An 18,606-nucleotide genomic window follows, 5' to 3' on the forward strand; every position below is an offset into this window, starting at 1 on the left:
GGCGGACGTTGGACGCAGAAGACCGGACCTGACGCCCGGCATCCGGGCGTCCGGGCGTCCGGGCGTCCGGCGGATCAGCCGGAGAGCGCCTCGGAACGGTCGGCCTGCGCGGCCCTGCGGGCGGCCGCCAGGCGGGCGCGCTCCCGCAGGCCGACCAGGTCGTCCGGCTCCGCGTCGGGCACGTCCCGGTCGAACCGGGCCAGGGCGGGCAGGCGCAGGCCGACCGCCACCAGGACCAGCATCACCAGGCCGAACAGCAGGTACATCAACGCGATGCCGCGCCCCGGCCCGGTGCCGATCAGCGGGCCGAAGACCCCGGCGAGCGCACCGCCGTCGTCCATCAGCGGGCCGAACACCGCCGAGCCGAGCGGGGCGATCACGCCGTGCCCGAGCGGCAGGGTGGACCACGCGACGAGCGTGTTGAGCGCGAACACCCGGCCGTGGAACCGCTGCGGCACCTTGACCTGGACGATCGTCGAGTAGACGCCGTTGACCAGCGTCAGCGCGAAGGACATCCCGAACGCCCCGGCGGCGATCACCCAGAGCCCGGCGTGCAGGCCGGTGAAGGCGCAGGCCAGCGAGAGCAGCGCGGCGAGCCCGAGCATGCCCCGCAGCCGGTGCCGGCGCGGCCCGCCCCAGAAGCCCATCGCGATCCCGCCGAGCAGCGCCCCCGCCCCGCCCGCGACGGCCACCCGGGCGGCGCCGTCGAGGTCGGAGAAGGCCAGCACCATCGGGGTGACCAGCAGGAACAGAGGCGCCAGGAAGACGTTCAGGCCGGCGAACCAGAGCAGCATCGAACGGAAGCCCCGGTTGCGCCAGGAGTAGCCGAAGCCGTGCCGGATCTCCTCGGTGAGCGACTCGCGCCTGGTCCAGGGCAGCGTCCTCGGGAACCTCACCACGAGCAGCACGCCGACCGCCAGCGCGTAGCTCACCACGTCGATGACCAGGATGCCGCGCAGGCCGATCGCCGCCATCAGCGCGACCGCCACCAGCGGGACGACGAACTGTGCCGCACCGAAGGCGAGTTGGACGATGCCGTTGGCGTGGCCGAGGTACTGCTTGGGCACCATCTGGGGCACCGCGGAGGCGTAGGCGAGCCGTTGGAAGGTGAGCGCCACCGAGAGCACGCCGAGCAGCACGTAGACCTCCCAGGAGTGCAGCTGCCCGGCGACCAGCAGGGCCAGCATCCCGGCCTGGGTGGCGCCCGCCGCGACGTCGCCGGCCAGCATCACCTTCCGGCGGTCCAGCCGGTCCACCAGCGCGCCGGCCAGCGGGCCGACGAGGATGCCGGGCAGCATGGCGATCACCGCGTAGAGCGCGTACCGGGCCATCGAGCCGGTCTCCAGCAGGATCCAGACCGGCAGGGCGAACTCGGTGAGCGCCGAGCCGGTGATCGAGACCAGCTGGCCGGCGGCGACGGCCAGGAAGCGGCGCATGCTGGGCTGCGGGCCGTCGTCGGCCGCGGTCGTCGGCGCAGGCTCCGGGCCGTCCGCGGCGGGGGCCGGCGGTCCGGTCTCGCCGTGGAACCACCAGGAGGAGTCCGGGCCCGGCGTGGGCAGCCGGTCCGTCGTGCCGTCCAGGACGGCCCGGTGCACGGTGGTGACCGCCTCGGCCACCTCGTCGGCGCGGTACTTGACGAAGAAGTGCCCGCCCTGGTCGAGCACCGCGACGGCCGACCGCTCGGCGAGCAGCAGCCACTCGCGGTAGCGCTCCTGGTAGAAGTCGGCGGCCGGGTCGCGGTCGCCGACCAGCGAGATCATCGGTGCCCTCAGCCGCGGCGCGCCCGCGTCCACCTCGGCGATGGCCCGGGTGAAGTACTCCTCGGCGGCCTGGGAGTCGCGGCGCATGTTGCCGACGATGAACCGGACCTGGTCCTGGTCGAGTTCGGAGGTGTCGACGCCCATGCCGGTGAGCCAGTTGACGTAGACCCGGTCGCCGAGCAGCGGCTCCAGCGAGGCCAGTCGGCTCAGCGTGGTGAGCACCCTGCTCCGCGGCTTGGCGAAGGGGAACTGCGCGCCGGCGTAGACGGCTTCGAGCTCGCGCCCGGAGGCCTCCAGCAGCCGGGCGGTGGCGACGGCGAGCGCCGTGCCGACCCCGCAGTGGCCGTAGACCACCACCGGGCCCTCGACCCGCTCACGGACCTCCTGGGCCAGCTGCTCGGCCAGTTCGTCGAAGGGCAGGTGCTCCTCGGTGACGCCGACGTCGTGGCCGGGGATGGCCACCGCCCACAGCTCGGTGCCGGCCGGCAGCAGGTCGGCGACCGGCTGGTAGACCACCGCGCTGCCGCCGCCGTACGGGACGCAGACCAGGGTGAGCCGGCGGCGGTCGGCGGGCACCGGCCGGGTTAGCCGGTGCAGCAGCCTGCGCGGGCCGCGGTCCTGCTCGGAGAGGTCCGCCAGGGCGGCGAGGTCACGCACCGTCCGGCAGGTGAAGAGGTCCATCACGGAGATCGGGCGGGCCCCGGCCTCGGTGAGCCGCTTGCGGGCCTTGGCGACCACCTGGGTGGCGAGCAGCGAGTGGCCGCCGAGGTCGAAGAAGTCCTCGTCCGTGCCGACCTCGGGCAGGCCCAGCACCTCGGCCCAGATCGCGGCGAGCACCCGCTCGGCCCCGGTCACGGGCTTCTGCACCCCTCCCCCGGCCCGGCGCTTCGGGGCGGGCAGGGCACGGCGGTCCAGCTTGCCGTTGGGGGTGAGCGGCAGGGCCGCCAGCACGGGGAAGGCGGTGGGCACCTGGTGGTCGGGCAGCGAGAGCTTGAGCGTCGAGCGCAGGGCGGCCGGGTCGGGCTCCTCGGCCCCCGGCTCCAGGACGACGTAGCCGACCAGGCGCTTGTCGCCGGGGTTGTCCTCGCGGACGATCACGGCGGCGTCGGCGATGCCGGGCTGGGCGCGGAGCAGGGCCTCGGTCTCGCCGGGCTCGATCCGCAGGCCGCGGATCTTCACCTGCTGGTCGATCCGGCCGAGGTGTTCGAGGGTGCCGTCGGGGCGGCGGCGGGCGAGGTCGCCGGTGCGGTAGAGCCGGGAGCCGGGCGGGCCGTAGGGGTCGGGGACGAAGCGGGCGGCGGTGAGACCCGGGCGGCGGTGGTAGCCGAGGGCCACGGCGGTGCCGCCGATGTGGAGTTCGCCGGGGGCGCCGGGCGGGACGGGCCGCAGCGCCCCGTCGAGCACGTAGAGGCGGGTGTTGTCGATCGGCAGGCCGATCGGGACGGTCTCCAGCGGGCCTTCGCACTCCCAGGAGGAGACGTCGACGGCGGCCTCGGTCGGCCCGTACAGGTTGGCGAGCGCGCAGTCCGGCAGCCGGGCGGTGAACTCCCGTGCGGTGTCCGGCGGGAGGGCCTCGCCGCTGCAGACCACGCGGCGCAGCGCGGTGCACTTCCCCACCTCGTCCTCGGCGAGGAACACGGTGAGCATGGCGGGCACGAAGTGGGCGACGGTGACGCCGGCACGGGTGATCAGGTCGCGCAGGTAGCCGGCGTCCTTCTGGCCGCCGGGCTTGGCGAGGACGATCCGGGCGCCGGTGGCCAGCGGCCAGAAGAACTCCCAGACGGACACGTCGAATCCGGCCGGGGTCTTCTGCAGGACGGCGTCGCCGGGGCCGATCCGGTAGGCGTCCTGCATCCAGCGGAGCCGGTTGGCGATGCCGCGGTGGGTGTTGGGCACGCCCTTGGGGCGGCCGGTGGAGCCGGAGGTGTAGATCAGGTAGGCGGTGTCGTCGGGCGCCGGACCGGCCGGGCGGCTCTTCGCCCTGGGCCACTCGGCGGGGTCGTCGAGCAGCAGCACGCGGGCCGTGCAGCCCTTGGGCGTGGGGAGTCCGCGCTGGGTGAGCAGGACGGGCGCGGCGCTGTCCGCGAGCAGGAAGGCCAGGCGTTCGGCAGGGTACTCGGGCTCCAGCGGGGTGTAGCCGGCGCCGGTGCGCAGCACGCCGAGCAGGCCGGCGACGAGTTCGGGCGAGCGTTCGGCACTGACCGCGACCAGGCTCCCCGGGCCGATCCCCTCGGCGGCCAGGCGGGCGGCGATCCGGTCTGCTGCCGCGTCGAGTTGACGGTACGTCAGTGCGGGCCGGTCCTCGTAGGCGACGGCGACCGCTTCCGGGGTGCGGGCGATCTGCTCGGCGATCATCGCGGTCAGCGTGGTGTCCGGGCGGTCGACCATCGTCCGGTTGAACTCCTCCAGCTCGAAGGCGCGTTCGTCATCGGCCAGCTCGTCGAGGGTGGAGACCGGCGCGTCCGGCCGGGCGGCGACGGCGGCCAGCAGCCGGCCGAGGTGGCCGCCGAACCGGGCGATGTCGTCCTCGGTGAAGAGGTCGGTGTTGTAGTTGAAGGCGCCGGCCAGGCCGTCGGGCCGCTCCTGGAGGAACAGCTCCAGGTCGAACCGGGTGCCGCTGGCGCGGACGCCGAACGGCTCGACGTCCAGCGGCAGTTCGCCGATCCCGTCGCGGGTGGTGGCGTAGTTCTGCACGGCCAGGACGGCCTGGAACACCGGCGGACGGCTGACGTCGCGGGGCACCTTCAGCTCGGTGACCAGCTGGGCGAAGGGCAGCTCCTGGTGGGCGTAGGCCTCCAGGCAGGTCTCCCGGGTGCGCCGCAGCAGCTCGCTGAAGGACGGGTCGCCGCCGAGCCGGGCGGGCAGCGCCAGCACGTTGACGAACATGCCGACGAGCGGTTCGAGTTCGGGCTCGGGGCGGCCGGCGATGGGCGAGCCGACGGCGAAGTCGGTCTGGCCGCTGTAGCGGGCCAGCAGGGCCTGGAAGGCGGCCAGCAGCACCATGTAGACGGTGGCGTCGTGGCGCCTGCCGAGGGCGGTGAGCTCGTCCAGCAGGGCCCGGTCGACGCGGAAGCCGTGGCCGGCGCCGTCGAAGGTCTGGCGGGGCGGGCGGGGGCGGGAGAAGGCCAGTTCGAGCGGCTCGACGCCGGCCAGCTCAGCGGCCCAGTGGGCGACCTCGGCGGCGAGCCGCTCCCCGCTCAGGCGCTCCCGCTGCCAGATCGCGAAGTCCCCGTACTGGACGGTGAGTTCCGGCAGCGGGTCGGGTCTGCCGGCCGCGTAGGCGGCGTAACCGCGGAGTACCTCGCCGCCCAGCACCTCGCTGGACCATCCGTCGCTCACGCTGTGGTGGACCACCAGCAGCAGGAGGTGGTCGTCCTCGGCGATCCGGACGAGCAGGGCACGCAGGAGCGGCCCGGTCTCCAGGTCGAACGGCACGGCGGCCGCGGCGTCGACCAGCCGGCCGGCCTCGTCCTCGTCCGCCGCCTCGGCGGTGACCAGGTCGAACGGCGCGGGCTCGGCGATCTCCAGCACCGGGCGGCCGTCCTCGGTGGCCGGGTAGCGCGAGCGCAGCGTCTCGTGGCGGGCGACCGAGGCGTCCAGCGCGCGGCGCAGCGCGCCGGTGTCCAGCGGGCCGCGCAGCCGGCGGGTGACCGGGATGTTGTAGGCGGAGGTGCCGGGCGCGAACTGCTCCATGAACCAGAGGCGTTCCTGGGCGAAGGAGAGTGGCACGGTGGCGTCGGCGGCCCGCCGCGGGACGGCCTGGCGCGGCGCGGTGCGCGCTTTGAGGCGGCGGCTGAGCAGCTCCCGCTTCGCGGCGGAGAGCTTCGCCGGGGCCGGCGCGTCCGCTCCCGCGACGGGGGTGCCCGCCCCCACTGGCGTGCCCGTGCTCACTGGCGTGCCCGGGTCCACTGGTGTGTCCGGGCTCGCTGGTTTGTCGGCACTCACTGGTGTGTCGGTGCTCATGACGGGGTGGTCCCTTCCGGGGAGTCCTGCGCGGCGAGCAGTTCCTCTGCGGCGTCCTCGGACAGCTCGGCGAGTTCGGCGACCAGGGCGGCTTCGACGGCGTCGGCGAAGGCGGCCACGGTCCGGTGGGTGAACAGGGTGCGCAGCGGCACGGCCAGGTCGACGGTCGAGCGGATGCGGGCGACGACGCGGGTGGCCAGCAGGGAATGGCCGCCGAGGTCGAAGAAGTCGTCGAGGGCGCCGACCTGCTCCACGCCGAGCACCTCCTGCCACACCTCGGCGACCAGCTCCTCGGCCTCGGTGCGCGGGGCGAGGTAGGCGGCGCGCAGTTCGGGCCGGCTCTCGGGGGCGGGCAGGGCGCGGCGGTCGAGCTTGCCGTTCGGGGTGAGCGGCAGCGCGTCCAGGACGAGCAGGGCGTTCGGCACCAGGTGGGGCGGAAGGGTGGCGGCGAGCCCGGTGCGCAGCGCGTCCGGCACGGGGGCGGCGCCCCCGGCGGCGGGCACCACGTAGCCGACCAGGGCGTCGCCGCGGACGGTCACCACGGCCTGGCCGACGCCGGGCAGGGCGAGCAGGGCGCTCTCGGTCTCGCCGGGCTCGATGCGGAAGCCGCGGACCTTGACCTGGCTGTCGAGCCGGCCGAGGAACTCCAGGGCGCCGTCGGCGCGGCGGCGGACGAGGTCGCCGGTCCGGTAGCGGCGGGCGCCGGGTGGACCGTCCGGGTCGGGGACGAAGACGCGGGCGGTGGCGCCGGGGCGGCCCAGGTAGCCGTGGGTGACGCCGTCGCCGCCGATGACCAGCTCACCGGGGGTGCCGGGCGGGACGGGGTTGCCGTGCCGGTCGAGGACGGCCGTGGTGGTGGCGCCGATCGGCCGGCCGATCGGCGGGCGGGCGGTGGCGTCGGCGGCGCCGAGCTCGGCGGTGGTGGCGATGACGGTGGTCTCGGTGGGCCCGTAGGAGTTGACCACCCGGACGGTGTCGCCGAACCGGGCCCGCCAGGCGGCGACGGATTCCGGCCTCACCTGGTCGGCGCCGAGGATCAGCAGCCGCAGGCCGGCCGGCCAGGGCGTGGCATCGAGGTCGGCGACCAGCTGGTGCCAGTACGGGGTAGGGAGGTCGAGGACGGTGAGCCCGGCGGCGGAGGGCTCGGCGAGCTGTTCGGGCAGGGCGGCGCCCGGCTCGGCGACGACGAGGGTGGCGCCGGCGGCGAGCGCCGGGAACACCTCCTCGGCGCAGGTGTCGAAGGAGAGCGAGGCGAACTGGAGCACGCGGTCGGCGGCGGTGATCCCGTAGCCCTCGCGCATCCAGGCGACCCGGGCGGCCAGCGCGCGGTGCGGCACCAGGACGCCCTTGGGGGTGCCGGTGGAGCCGGAGGTGTAGACGAGGTAGGCCGGGTCGTCCCCGCCGACGGCGGGGCCCGCCGACAGGGGCGCCCGCTCGGCGGAGGCGGCCACGGCGAGCGGTTCACCGGTGACGGAGGCGACCGCAGCGAACGGGTCACCGGTAACGGAGGCGGCCGCGGCGAACGGTTCACCCGTACCGGAGACCGCCGACGCCAGCGGTTCACCCGTACCGGAGACGACCGCGGCGAGCACCGGGACCTCCGCCGGGAGGCCGTCGACCGGCCGCCCGTCGGCGGTGACCAGGACCTTCGCCCCGCTGTCGGCCAGCATGAAGGCAAGCCGCGCGGCCGGGTACTCCGGGTCCAGCGGCAGGTAGGCGGCGCCGGCCCGCCAGGCGGCCAGCATGGTGACCACCGCACGAGGCCCGCGCGGCAGGCAGAACGCGACGACGTCCCCGCGCCTCACCCCGGCCGCGGCCAGCCGGGCGGCCAACCCGGCCGACTCCTGGGCCAGTCGGGCGCGCGAGAGCTGCTCGCCGCGGCTCTCCAGGGCGGGCGCGTCCGGGGCCTCGGCGGCGGCGCGGTCGATCGCGGCGAGCACCGTCTCCGAGTGGGGGGCCGGGGCGGGGCCGGCGGTGGCGGCGGCCTCGGCGCGCTCCGCGGCGTCCAGCAGGGCCAGTCGGTGCACGGGCGTGTCCGGCCGCGCCAGGGCGTCGCGCAGCAGGGTCTCGAACCAGCGGCCGAGCCGGGTGATCCAGGCCTCGTCGAGCAGTTCGGTCTGGTACCCGAAGATCGCCAGCAGGTCGTCGCCGTCCCACCGGACGTCCAGGGCGAGTTCGAACTTGGCCGCCGTGTAGCCGCCGTCGAGTTCGGTGCAGCGCAGGTCGGCGAAGGCGTGCTCGTCCAGCGCGCCGCCGCTCTGGGTGTGGACGGTCAGCAGGGTCTGGAAGACCGGCGTGCGGCCGGGGTCGCGCTCGACCCGCAGCTCCTCGGTGAGCTGCTCGAACGGCACCTGGCTGTGGCCGAGCGCGCCGAGCCAGTCCTTGCGGGTGCGGCGCAGCAGGTCGGCGAAGGTCGGTGCACCGGCGAGGTCCGCGCGCAGCACCAGGGCGCTGGAGAAGTAGCCGACCGTCTGCTCGGCCTCGACCGTGGTGCGGGCGGCGGTGGGCACGCCGATGCAGAAGTCGTCCTGCCCCGTGCAGCGTTGCAGCACGGCCTGGTAGGCGGCGGCCAGCACCATGAACGGCGTCATGCGGCGGGCGCGGGCGAAGGCGTCGAGTTCGGGGCCGAGGCCGCGGAGGGTACGGGTGTGGAAGGCGCCGGCGCTGCCCGGGTGGGCGGGCCGGGGCCGTTCCAGCGGCAGTTCGAGGGCGGGGGCGTCGGCGAGGCGGTCGCACCAGTAGGCGAGCGCCGCGGGCGCCTCCGGTCCGGCCAGCCACGCGCGTTCGGCGGCGGCGTGGGCGAGGTAGGAGGGCGGCGGCGGCAGGTCGAGCGGCCGGCCGGCGCGGTGCGCGGCGTAGCGGTCGGCGAGTTCGGTGCGCAGCAGGCCGAGTGACCAGCCGTCGGCCGCGATGTGGTGCACGGCCAGGCAGAGCACGTGTTCCTGCGCGCCGGTGCGGAACAGGGCGGCGCGCAGCAGCGGGCCTGCGGCGAGGTCGAAGCCGCGGTTGGTGCGCTCGGCGAGGGCAGCGGGGAGCCGGTGGGGCTCGCCCCGCAGGTCGACCACCTCCAGCGGGAGCGGTGCCGGGGGGTCGACCACGGGCGCCGGGCGGCCGTCCTCGTTCGGGAACCGGGTGCGCAGCGCCTCGTGCCGGGCCACCACCCCGTCGAGGGCGGCGCGCAGGGCGGCCGGGTCCAGCTCGCCGGTGAGCCGCAGGGCGAGCGGGATGGTGTAGGAGGCGTCCCCCGGGTCCAACTGGTCCAGGAACCAGAGGCGTTCCTGTCCGACGGTCAGGACGGCCGACGCCGGGGAGACCTGCCCGGGCCCGTGGGGTGCCGCATGGACGGACGTGCTCATCGTGCTCCTCATGACGCGCCGGCGGTCGACAGACGGCAGGGCTCGGACGTGGCTCGGCCGCATGCCCTGTCGGTGGGAGGGAGCTGCGCGCTCGGCGAGGCGGCGGGCCCCCGTATGGCCGCCGCAGTGCGGATCATGCTAGGAGCGGGGTCGGCGAGCGTCAATGGTCTGGACCAGCTATCCGCCGGGCGATTGCGGGACCGCCGCCGGAACTGACGGAGGGTTGACTCGGCAGGGTGTGAGTGATTGAGTACTCACATGAAGAACGAACGCCCCCGCCAGTTGTCAACGGCCGAGGAGCGCCGTGAGACGGTGCTCCGCACCGCGATCGGAGCCTTCGCCTCGCGGGGGTACTTCGGCACCACGACCACCGAGGTCGGCAAGGCCGCCGGCATCTCCCAGGCCTACGTCTACCGCCTCTTCCCCAACAAGGAGGCACTGTTCGTCGCCGTCGTCGAGCACTGCTTCACCCGGGTCCGGGCCAGCCTGGAGGAGGGCGCGGCGCAGGCCGAGAGCAGCGCACCGGAGGCCGTCCTGCACGCCATGGGGGACGCGTACGCCAAGCTGATCAGCGACAACGACCTGATGCTCGTCCAGCTGCACGCCCAGGCGGCGGCGGTCTCCGAGCCGGCGATCCGGGACGCCGTCCGGGCGGGCTACGCCCGGCTGGTCGAGTACACCCGGGGCGCCTCCGGGGGCGACGAGCGGCAGATCCAGGAGTTCTTCGCCACCGGCATGCTCTGCCACCTGCTGGTGTCGATGGGCGCCGAAGAGGTCGACGCCCCCTGGACGCGCACCCTGACGGCCGGGATCACGCACTACTGAGACACCGCTCCACCGCAGCATCCACCACTGGGCGCCGGACGCCGACCACCGACCGGCGGGCCCCTAGCCCGCACCCGACGCCACACCCCGCCGCGGCGGGGCGGCGGCCCGCACTCCCCCGGGGCCGCCGCCTCGCCCATCCTTTGGCCACAAGAGTGAGTGGTCAACCACACATAGGAGCTCTCGGGGCCGCCCCCGGCACGGAAACCGGTACGAACGGCGCTTTACGGCCCGGTGCCGCACTCGCCGCCGCCCTCGCGCCGGCCCCGCACCGAAGCGCACTGATCCGCGCCGGACCGCGCTGATCCGCACTGAACCGCACTGAACCGCACTGAACCGCACGGCCACAGCCCAGGCCCCTGGCCCGGCCCCCGCGCACCACCACGTCCGTCCTGCCAGTTCCACTCCACACGTTCCATTCCGCAGACCCACTCCGGGAGAGACCGCCATGACCGTCCACACCATCGACGAGAGCGCGCCCGTCATCGTCCGCCTGACCACCACGATCCACGCACCGCTCGCCGTCGTCTGGTCCCTGCACACCGACATCGACTCCTGGGCCACCTGGCTCCCGGACGTCGACCGGGCCCGCCTGGACGGCCCGCTCGCCCCCGGCGCCGCGTTCCACTGGCAGACCCACGGCCTGGACATCGCCTCCACCCTGCTGGAGCTCGTCCCCGGCCGGCGGATCGTCTGGGGCGGCCCGGCCAACGGCATCGAGGGAGTCCACGTCTGGACCTTCGCGGAGACGGACGGTGCGGTGACCGTCCACACCGAGGAGTCCTGGTCCGGCGCGCCGGTCGACGCGCACCCGGCCGAGCTGGAGGCCGCGCTGCGGGCGTCCCTGGAGGGCTGGCTCGACCGGCTCAAGGCCGAGGCCGAGCGCTGCTGAACAGCCGCCGGGCCCGGCCGCCGGCCCGGGCCCACCGGCCCCGCCCCACCCCGCCTGATCCCGCTCCGCCCCGTTTGATCCCCGCCCGATCCCCACGCCCGCCGCCGTCTCCGGTGCCGCGATGCCGAGAACCCGAGGAGTCCACCATGACCGCCGCCGCCAAGCCCTACCTGACCGGCCACTACACCCCCGTCGCCGACGAGATCACCGCCACCGGCCTGACCGTCGAGGGCACCCTGCCGCCCGAGCTGACCGGCCGGCTGATCCGCAACAGCCACAACCCCAAGCCCGGTATCACCCCCACCCACTGGTTCAAGGGCAGCGGCATGGTGCACGGCATCCGGCTGCGCGACGGGCGCGCCGAGTGGTACCGCAACCGCTGGGTGCACACCCCCGCCCTGGACGGCGCGCCGTACATGACCGAGCACGGCCCCGACCTGACCGCCTCCACCGCGGGCACCCACGTCATCGAGCACGGCGGCCGGCTGCTCGCGCTCTGCGAGGCCGCGCTCCCGTTCGAGTTGACGCCCGAACTGGAGACGGTCGGCGCCTTCGACTGGAACGGGCGGCTCACCTCCGCCATGACCGCCCACCCCAAGGAGGACCCGGTCACCGGCGAGCTGCACTTCTTCGCCTCCTCGCCCTTCCCGCCCTACCTGGTCCACCACGTCTCATCCCCCGACGGCACGGTGCTGACCAGCCAGGAGGTCCCGGGCGCGAGCGCGGCGCTCAAGCACGACTTCGCGATCACCGAGCGCCACGTGGTCTTCCTGGAGGGCTCGGTTGCCCTCGACCTGTCCGAGCACTCGGGCATCCCGTACCGCTGGAGCGAGGCCCAGGTCTCCCGGATCGGCGTCATGCCACGCGGCAACGGCGGTGCGGCGAAGGTCCGTTGGTTCGAGGTCGGCCAGGGCTTCGCGATGCACCTCGCCAACGCCTACGAGGACGCGGCCGGCCGGATCGTCGTCGAGGGCCCGTCGGTGGGCCGGGAGGGCTGGCAGCGCTCCTGGAACTGGTGGGTCGGCGCCCCGGACCGCGGTGCCGAGCCCACCTCCGGTTCCCTCGGCCGCCGCTGGACCGTCGACCTGGTGGCCGGCACGGTCCGGGAGGAGCAGACCGACGACCTCACCGTCGAGTTCCCGACCATCAACGAGGCGTTCCTCGGGCGCGAGCACCGCTACCAGTACGCGCTGTCCTTCCCCGACGACCGCGGCATCGGCAACTACTCCCTGGTCAAGTACGACCGCGGCACGGGCGCACGGCAGTTGCTGCCGGTCGGCACCGGGCAGCTCCCGAGCGAGGCGGTGTTCGTCCCGGCCGAGGGTGCCGGTGACGAGGACGCGGGCTACCTGCTCACCGTCGTCAGCGACCTCAACGCCGACGCCTCCCGGCTGCTCGTCCTGGACGCCTCCGACCTCTCCCTCCCGCCGGTCGCCACCGTCCACCTCCCGCGCCGGGTGCCGGCCATGATCCACGGCTCCTGGATCCCGGACGCCGACCTGGCCTGACCCTCACGTCGTCGACGCCCCGTCCTCGGCCACGTCCCCACCCCCGGCCACGTCCTCGACGACGTCCCCGTCCGCGTCCGCCCCGGCTCTCCCCGCCGGGGCGGACGCCCTCATGCGCGGGGAGCGCCCACGGGACCCACGGCATCCACGGTGTCCGCGGCACCCAGGGCGTCCACGGAGTCCACGGCGTCCAGTGCCGGGGCGAGGACGGCGAAGGCCCGGTCCAGCAGGGCCGCCGGGTCCTCGGCGCCGTCGCTGGCGCTCCACCTCTTGAGCACCGCGTCGAAGGCGGCCAACGCCATCCCGGCGGCGAGCGGCGGGTACATCGCGGTGGCCGGGTCGAGCCGGAGACGGTCCGCCAGCTCCGCCGCCAGCTCCTCGCGCCACTGCGCCTGGCGTTCCAGGAAGCGGGCCAGCAGGGCCGGGGTGCGCAGGATCAGCTGCACCACCCGCAGGGCGCGGTCGTCGTGGTCCGCCCGGCCCGCCGGCCCGGAGCGGTCGGCGCAGGCGGCGAGGGAGATCCAGACGGCGTGCCGCAGCGCGGCCGAGGGCCGCTCCCCGGCGGGCCGGGCCGACAGCTCCGCGCACATCCCGGGCCCCAGGTCGGCCAGGACCTGGACGACGACGTCCTCCTTGGAGGCGAAGTAGCGGAAGAACGTCCGTTTGGAGACGCCGGCGGCGGCCGCGATCTCGTCGATGGTGACGGCGTCGAACCCCTTCTGCGCCAGTAGTTGGAGGGCGGCTTCGGCCAGCTCGGCGGCGACGAGCCGACGCTTGCGCTCGGCCATGGTCAGTTCGGGGCGGGTGGTCACCCCGGCATGGTACCGCGATGCCCCGCATGGCACTCAGGGACATCTTGACACCAAGTGACAGGCTCGGCAGCATGTGCCGCATGACAGAGCATCAGAGCTGGAGCGCCGAACACATCCCCGACCAGACCGGCCGGATCTTCGTCGTCACCGGGGCCAACAGCGGCCTCGGCCTCGCCACCACCCGCGCTCTGGCCCGCCGGGGAGCACAGGTCGTCCTGGCGGTCCGCGACGAACGGAAGGGCCACCGCGCGGCCGCGGAGCTGCACTCCGCACAGCCGGACGCCCGGCTGGAGGTCCGCCCGCTCGACCTCGCCGACCTCGACTCGGTCCGCGCCTTCGCCCGTGACCTGCGGGCCGACCACGGCCGCCTGGACGTGCTGGTCAACAACGCCGGCGTGATGGCCCCGCCGCGCACCTTGAGCGCCCAGGGCCACGAGCTCCAGTTCGCCGCCCACCACCTCGGTCACTTCGCACTCACCGGCCTGCTGCTCGACCTGCTCGCCGAGGGGCGCGACCCCCGGGTGGTCACGGTCACCTCGATCAACCACCGGCGGGGCCGGATCCACTTCGACGACCTCGATGGCCGTCACCGGTACGCGCCGATGGCCTTCTACAACCAGTCCAAGTTCGCCAACGCGGTCTTCGGCCGACAGCTCCACCTGCGGCTCTCCGGGGCCGGCAGCCCCGTCCGCAGCCTGCTCGCCCACCCCGGCTTCTCCGCCACCAACATCGTGACCGACGGGCCGACCGCCCTCTACCAGCTGCTCTTCGGCCGCCTCGCCCGGCCGCTCGCCCAGAGCCCCGACCGGGGCGCCCTGCCCCAGCTCTACGCGGCCACCGAACCGGGCGCGCGGAGCGGGGAGTTTATCGGCCCGGACGGCCCGGGCGAGCTGCGCGGCAACCCCACCCGGGTACGGCTGTCGCCCACGGCCGCCGACCCCGGGACCGGCCGCCGGCTCTGGGAGTTGTCGGAGAAGCTGACCGAGGTCAGGTACGACCTTCCGGACACCACCGCTAGCTGACCGGACCGCCCCGCCCGGTGGTGGGCACGGCGGTCCGGTCAGCCGGAGCCACCTCCTTCGCCGACGCGGCCCGCAGCGGCCACGAGTTGCGCCACGCCCGGACGAAGGCCCGCCGGGCGCACGGGTGGTGGCGTCCGCGCTCGATTCCTCCACGCCATCGACGTCCCGAGGCACAGCTGTTGACGTCTCGTCACCGTGCGCGTGACGGGCGCTCGCCCGGCGCAGGCGGCCCGGGCGCCGGGGCCTGGACGTACTCGTGGGTGGGGCCAGGCCCCCTTCCGGGCCGATCAGGCCGAGATCGGGCTCACGGCGGCGCACGATGGAACCATCGGGTCGAACCGGCCAGCTCGGTCGGCCGGCCTGCCGGTCAGCCGGTCAGCCGGTCGGCCGGCCTGCCGGTTCAAGCTGCCGCCTCGGAGCGGGCGGTTCGGAGCGGCGCGGGGCGGCTCGGGACAAGCGGCTCGGGGCGGGGCGGCACGGCAAGCGGGAGGGAAGGATCATGCGACAGGTGGTGTCGTGGTCGGCGAGGGCCGGCGTGGGACTCGTACGGGCCTGCGCAGTGGCGGTCGTCAGCATGCTGGTCCCGGCGGTGTGGGCCGGCGCGGCGGCGGTGGCGGTCTGGTGGGCGGGCAACCCGTGGTCCTGGCCGGGGTTGTTCGTCCCGGCGGCCACCTGCACCCTCGCCCTGTCCGGCCCCGTCTGCCGGGCCTTCCGCCACCTCGTCGCGCGCTGGACCGGCACCGTCATTCCCGCCGGCTACCGGCAGGCCCCTCCCGTGGTGCGGATGTCGACCGGGTACTGGTGGAACGGCTACTCGTACAAGCGCAGCCGGCGGGACGCCGAGGAGGAGCAACAACGGCGGCTCCGCTGGAGCGATCCGGCGACCTGGCGCGACCTGCGGTTCACCGCGATCGCGCCGGTCACCGTCGGGCTGGTCGCGGCCGTCCCGCCGGCCGGGCTCGTGGCGGCGGCCGTCGGGCTCACCGGGTCGACGACCGCCGCACGGACCGCGGGGGCACTCGGCCTGGTCCTGGCCCTCGCCGGAGCCCCGTACGCCTGGCGCCCCGTCGGCCCGGTGGCGGCCCGCTTCCTGGGCCCGTCGCCCGCGATGCTGCTGACCGACCGGGTGGACGAGCTCACGGCCCAACGCGCGGACGCGACGGTCGCGCAGGCCGCCGAGATCCGCCGGATCGAGCGGGATCTGCACGACGGGGCACAGGCCCGCCTGGTCGCACTCGGGCTCACCCTGACGACCGCGGAGAAGCTGATGGAGACCGACCCCGACCGGGCCAAGGCCCTGATGCGGGAGGTTCGGGCCGGCGCCGCCGCGTCACTGGCCGAACTCCGCGAGCTGGTCAGGGGCATCAACCCGCCGGTCCTGACCGAGCGGGGGCTCGTCGACGCCGTCCGCGCGCTCGCCCTCGCGAGCCCGCTCGACGTGGCCGTCGGCGCCGGCCCCCGACTCGACCTGGACCCGCCGATCGAGTCCGCCCTGTACTTCGGGACGGCCGAGCTGCTGACCAACGCGGTCAAGCACGCCCGGGCGACCCGCGCTCGGATCTCCGTCACCCGTGACGACACCGGCATCGTCGTCATCGTGGAGGACGACGGCCACGGCGGAGCGGACCTGCGCCCCGGTGGCGGGCTCGCGGGACTGCAGCGCCGCCTCGCGGTCTTCGACGGCACACTGGAGATCATCAGTCCGGCAGGCGGGCCGACCGTCGCAACCATGGTGGTGCCATGCGAATCGTTGTAGCCGAAGACCTCTACCTCCTGCGCGACGGGATGGTCCGCCTCCTCGACGCGTACGGACACGAGGTCGTCGCGACCGCGGCGACCGGGCCCGAGACCCTCGACGCGCTGCTGACGTGGCGGCCGGACGTCGCCGTCGTCGACGTCCGCATGCCGCCGACCCAGTCCGACGAGGGCCTGCGGGCGGCACTCGCCGCCCGCCACCAACTGCCCGGCCTGCCGGTCCTGATCCTCTCCCAGCACGTCGAACAGCTCTACGCCCGGGAGCTGTTGGCCGACGGCGGTGGTGGCGTCGGGTACTTCCTCAAGGAAAGCGTCTTCGACGGCGACCAGTTCATCGACGCCCTGGAACGCGTCGCCGCCGGCGGGACCGCGATGGACCCCGCCGTCATCACCACCCTGCTGTCCGCCGGCCCCTCGAACCGGCGTCTCGAAGGGCTCACCCCGCGCGAACACTCCGTGCTCGGCCTCATGGCCGAGGGACTGTCCAACCAGGCCATCGGACAGCGCCTCTTCCTGAGCGAGAGCGCCATCAGCAAGTACACCACCTCCATGTTCGGCAAACTCGGCCTCACCGACGACGACAACTCCAACCGCCGCGTCCGCGCCGTCCTCACGTACCTGAACAGGCCGTGACGGCCGGCCCGCCCGTCGCTACCGCCGCCGGGCCGCACGGAATATGACGGAGCATCATATGGCGACCGTCACGGCACGGCCCGGCGCATGACGGTTCGGGGGCAGCTCGGCGCGTGACGGCCCGGCACCGGTCGGCCCGGTGCTCCGACCGGGACCCGGGAGGACCCGGTTGCCGATCGAAGATCACCAAGCAGTAGGCTCACTCCGCAACACGACGCGAAGCGAAGGGGAGCTCAGTGGCGCGGGTTGCGGTGATCGGTGGCGGTATCAGCGGGCTGGGGACGGCACTCATGCTCGGCCGACGGGGCCACACGGTCACGTTGTTCGAGCAGGACACCCGGGCGGCCGGGGAGGACCTGAACCAGGACTTCTTCCGCTGGAACAGGCCCCGCGTCCCCCAGGCCGTCCAGCCCCACTCGTTCCTCGCGCCCGTCCGCACCGTCCTGCTCGCCGAGACCCCCGACGTCTACGCGGACCTGCTCGCCCGCGGAGCCCGGGAGTACCACGACTTCGACTGGTTCGGCGAGCACCCGCCGCACCGGGACGGCGACGAGGACCTGGTGACCCTGCGCACCCGCCGCATCGTGCTGGAGGCCGCCCTAACCGCGGCCGTGCAGCGGGAGCGGACCGTTGACGTGCGGCAGGGCTGCCGGGTGGACGCCCTCACCGTCGAGGAGGGCCGCCCTCCCCGGGTCACCGGTGTGCGGGTGGGCGCGGAGGTCCACCGGGCGGACCTCGTCGTCGATGCGTCCGGTCGGCGCTCACCGGTTCCCGCCTGGCTGGCCGCGGCCGGCTGCCGCCCGCCCGTGGTCGAAAGCCACCGCGCCGGGATCGCCTACCTGTGCCGCTGGTACCGCCTGCGTGCCGACGGCCCCCGCGACCCCGGGCGGGTGAAGCCCGGCTCGGCCGCGCCGTTCGCGCTCGCCGGCGTCTTCCCCTCCGACAACGACACCTTCGCGGTGAACGTGGTGCTCTCCACCGGCGATCCGACCCGCGGCGCGCTCACCGACCCCGACGTCTTCGAAGCCGTCGCCCGCCGCTTCCCCGCCACGGCCGCCTGGCTCGACCTGGACCCCGAGCCGCAGTCCGCCGTCCTGGCGATGGCCGGCCTGGACAACCGCTGGACCTCCCTCACCGACGACGACGGGCCCGTCGTCACCGGCCTGGTCAACGCCGGGGACAGCCTCGTCCACACCAACCCCACCCTGGGCCACGGCGTGGCCCTCGGCCTGCGCGCCGCCCAGCACCTCGCCGCCCATGCCGACGACACGGCCGCGGACCCGGTCGGCTACCACGCCTGGACGACACAGGCCCTGCGCCCGTGGTTCGACGCACAGGTGACGGCCGACCGTGCCAACGAGGAGCGCCTCACCGAGAGCGCACCGCCCCCGGACCGGCGGGCTGCCGCCCTGGCCGCCTGTGCCTTCGACGACCCCGTCGTCATGAGGGCCCGTGCCCAGGTGCGCCATCTCCTGCAACCCGCCGAGGCCGCCTACGGCACCGACGAGGTGGACCGGCACCTCACCGCCTGGCTGGCCGCCCACCCGGAGTTCTCGCCGACGCACGACGGCCCGACCCGGGACCAGTGGGACGCGCTCGTCCCCGCCTGAGCACTCGCCCGGCCCCCAGGTGCACGGTGCCGGCAACCCGCTCCGGCAAGCCGGGCCGACACCGCACCGGGTGCACGGGACGGCGGCATCAGGCCCGGTGCCGCCGTCCGTCGGCACCGGCGTCCCGCCGGACCTCCGCCGGCCGGTGGCTGTAGTGGGCGGCCCCGTGTTCGAGTGCGACGTACCGGAGGCGGGGGTTCTCGGTGAGCGGCCGCAGGTCACCGTCCCGGACGACGGTGGTCCCGGTGACGGGCTGCCAGCCCTCGCAGGTGAGCTGCATCTCGGTGATCCCCGAGGCAATCCTTCTGATCTTCATTACCTGCGACTGGCTCCGCTCGCTGCGTGCATCCCGAACGAGCACCCTGCCACAGGCTGCGGACACCGCTACGGGGCCGGGGGAACGGTCCGGCTACGGCAGCCCGAGCCTCCCCTCGGCCCCGTCACCAGTCCCGTCACCCTTCGGCCCCGCG

The 18,606-nt window shown here is 74.7% G+C and carries 11 protein-coding genes; 7 read left to right on the forward strand and 4 right to left on the reverse strand.

Translation table 11 applies throughout. The features are described from left to right. Positions 1 to 74: 74 nt before the first annotated feature. Together J5Y04_RS25905 and J5Y04_RS25910 are read right to left on the reverse strand one after the other, a co-directional pair. On the reverse strand, positions 75 to 5,723 hold the full coding sequence (locus tag J5Y04_RS25905; protein WP_209414786.1) for a non-ribosomal peptide synthetase/MFS transporter: 5,649 nt from the start codon (positions 5,721 to 5,723) through the stop codon (positions 75 to 77). Continuing rightward, a complete protein-coding gene (locus J5Y04_RS25910; RefSeq protein WP_209414788.1) occupies positions 5,720 to 9,079 on the reverse strand; it encodes a non-ribosomal peptide synthetase in 3,360 nt (1,119 codons plus the stop codon). Before J5Y04_RS25910 ends, J5Y04_RS25905 begins: the two co-directional genes overlap by 4 nt. 258 nt (positions 9,080 to 9,337) lie before the next feature. On the opposite strand from J5Y04_RS25910, the gene J5Y04_RS25915 reads away from it, so the two are divergent. The 3 genes from J5Y04_RS25915 to J5Y04_RS25925 all read left to right on the forward strand — a co-directional run bounded on the left by J5Y04_RS25915 (position 9,338) and on the right by J5Y04_RS25925 (position 12,304). Then, a complete protein-coding gene (locus J5Y04_RS25915; protein ID WP_209414790.1) occupies positions 9,338 to 9,904 on the forward strand; it encodes a TetR/AcrR family transcriptional regulator in 567 nt (188 codons plus the stop codon). A gap of 448 nt (positions 9,905 to 10,352) precedes the next feature. After that, positions 10,353 to 10,796 carry an SRPBCC family protein gene (locus tag J5Y04_RS25920; protein ID WP_209414792.1) on the forward strand — a complete coding sequence of 148 codons (444 nt, stop codon included), beginning with the start codon at positions 10,353 to 10,355 and terminating at the stop codon, positions 10,794 to 10,796. 146 nt (positions 10,797 to 10,942) lie between these two features. Next, positions 10,943 to 12,304, forward strand: coding sequence for a carotenoid oxygenase family protein (locus J5Y04_RS25925; protein WP_209414797.1), 1,362 nt, complete (start codon positions 10,943 to 10,945; stop codon positions 12,302 to 12,304). Between the two features lie 110 nt (positions 12,305 to 12,414). On the opposite strand, the gene J5Y04_RS25930 is transcribed toward J5Y04_RS25925, so the two are convergent. Further along, positions 12,415 to 13,092, reverse strand: a complete 678-nt coding sequence (locus tag J5Y04_RS25930; RefSeq protein WP_209414857.1) for a TetR family transcriptional regulator — start codon at positions 13,090 to 13,092, stop codon at positions 12,415 to 12,417. A gap of 104 nt (positions 13,093 to 13,196) precedes the next feature. On the opposite strand from J5Y04_RS25930, the gene J5Y04_RS25935 reads away from it, so the two are divergent. From J5Y04_RS25935 to J5Y04_RS25950, 4 genes are all read left to right on the forward strand, one after another. Further along, positions 13,197 to 14,138 (forward strand): oxidoreductase, encoded by a 942-nt coding sequence (locus J5Y04_RS25935; RefSeq protein ID WP_209414798.1) that lies wholly within the window; start codon positions 13,197 to 13,199, stop codon positions 14,136 to 14,138. A gap of 499 nt (positions 14,139 to 14,637) precedes the next feature. Then, positions 14,638 to 15,894: a sensor histidine kinase gene (locus J5Y04_RS25940; RefSeq protein WP_209414799.1), complete on the forward strand. Its 1,257-nt coding sequence runs from the start codon at positions 14,638 to 14,640 to the stop codon at positions 15,892 to 15,894. Further along, positions 15,879 to 16,526 carry a response regulator transcription factor gene (locus J5Y04_RS25945; protein ID WP_209414800.1) on the forward strand — a complete coding sequence of 216 codons (648 nt, stop codon included), beginning with the start codon at positions 15,879 to 15,881 and terminating at the stop codon, positions 16,524 to 16,526. The genes J5Y04_RS25940 and J5Y04_RS25945 overlap by 16 nt, the downstream gene beginning before the upstream one ends. A 236-nt stretch (positions 16,527 to 16,762) precedes the next feature. Then, positions 16,763 to 18,136: an FAD-dependent oxidoreductase gene (locus J5Y04_RS25950; protein WP_209414801.1), complete on the forward strand. Its 1,374-nt coding sequence runs from the start codon at positions 16,763 to 16,765 to the stop codon at positions 18,134 to 18,136. An 88-nt stretch (positions 18,137 to 18,224) separates the two neighbouring features. Here the strand turns inward: J5Y04_RS25950 and J5Y04_RS25955 are convergent, their stop codons facing one another. After that, complete coding sequence (locus J5Y04_RS25955; protein WP_209414802.1) at positions 18,225 to 18,416, reverse strand: hypothetical protein; 192 nt, start codon at positions 18,414 to 18,416, stop codon at positions 18,225 to 18,227. Positions 18,417 to 18,606 lie beyond the last annotated feature (190 nt).

Origin of the sequence: Kitasatospora sp. RG8, from assembly GCF_017813315.1 — a bacterium.
Taxonomy (GTDB): Bacteria; Actinomycetota; Actinomycetes; order Streptomycetales; family Streptomycetaceae; genus Kitasatospora.

Bases quoted from the DNA above. Each gene is read 5' to 3' on its own strand.
- J5Y04_RS25905 (WP_209414786.1), bottom strand. From the start codon at position 5,723: ATGAGCACCGACACACCAGTGAGTGCCGACAAACCAGCGAGCCCGGAC.
- J5Y04_RS25910 (WP_209414788.1), bottom strand. From the start codon at position 9,079: ATGAGCACGTCCGTCCATGCGGCACCCCACGGGCCCGGGCAGGTCTCC.
- J5Y04_RS25915 (WP_209414790.1), top strand. From the start codon at position 9,338: ATGAAGAACGAACGCCCCCGCCAGTTGTCAACGGCCGAGGAGCGCCGT.
- J5Y04_RS25920 (WP_209414792.1), top strand. From the start codon at position 10,353: ATGACCGTCCACACCATCGACGAGAGCGCGCCCGTCATCGTCCGCCTG.
- J5Y04_RS25925 (WP_209414797.1), top strand. From the start codon at position 10,943: ATGACCGCCGCCGCCAAGCCCTACCTGACCGGCCACTACACCCCCGTC.
- J5Y04_RS25930 (WP_209414857.1), bottom strand. From the start codon at position 13,092: ATGGCCGAGCGCAAGCGTCGGCTCGTCGCCGCCGAGCTGGCCGAAGCC.
- J5Y04_RS25935 (WP_209414798.1), top strand. From the start codon at position 13,197: ATGACAGAGCATCAGAGCTGGAGCGCCGAACACATCCCCGACCAGACC.
- J5Y04_RS25940 (WP_209414799.1), top strand. From the start codon at position 14,638: ATGCGACAGGTGGTGTCGTGGTCGGCGAGGGCCGGCGTGGGACTCGTA.
- J5Y04_RS25945 (WP_209414800.1), top strand. From the start codon at position 15,879: ATGCGAATCGTTGTAGCCGAAGACCTCTACCTCCTGCGCGACGGGATG.
- J5Y04_RS25955 (WP_209414802.1), bottom strand. From the start codon at position 18,416: ATGCAGCTCACCTGCGAGGGCTGGCAGCCCGTCACCGGGACCACCGTC.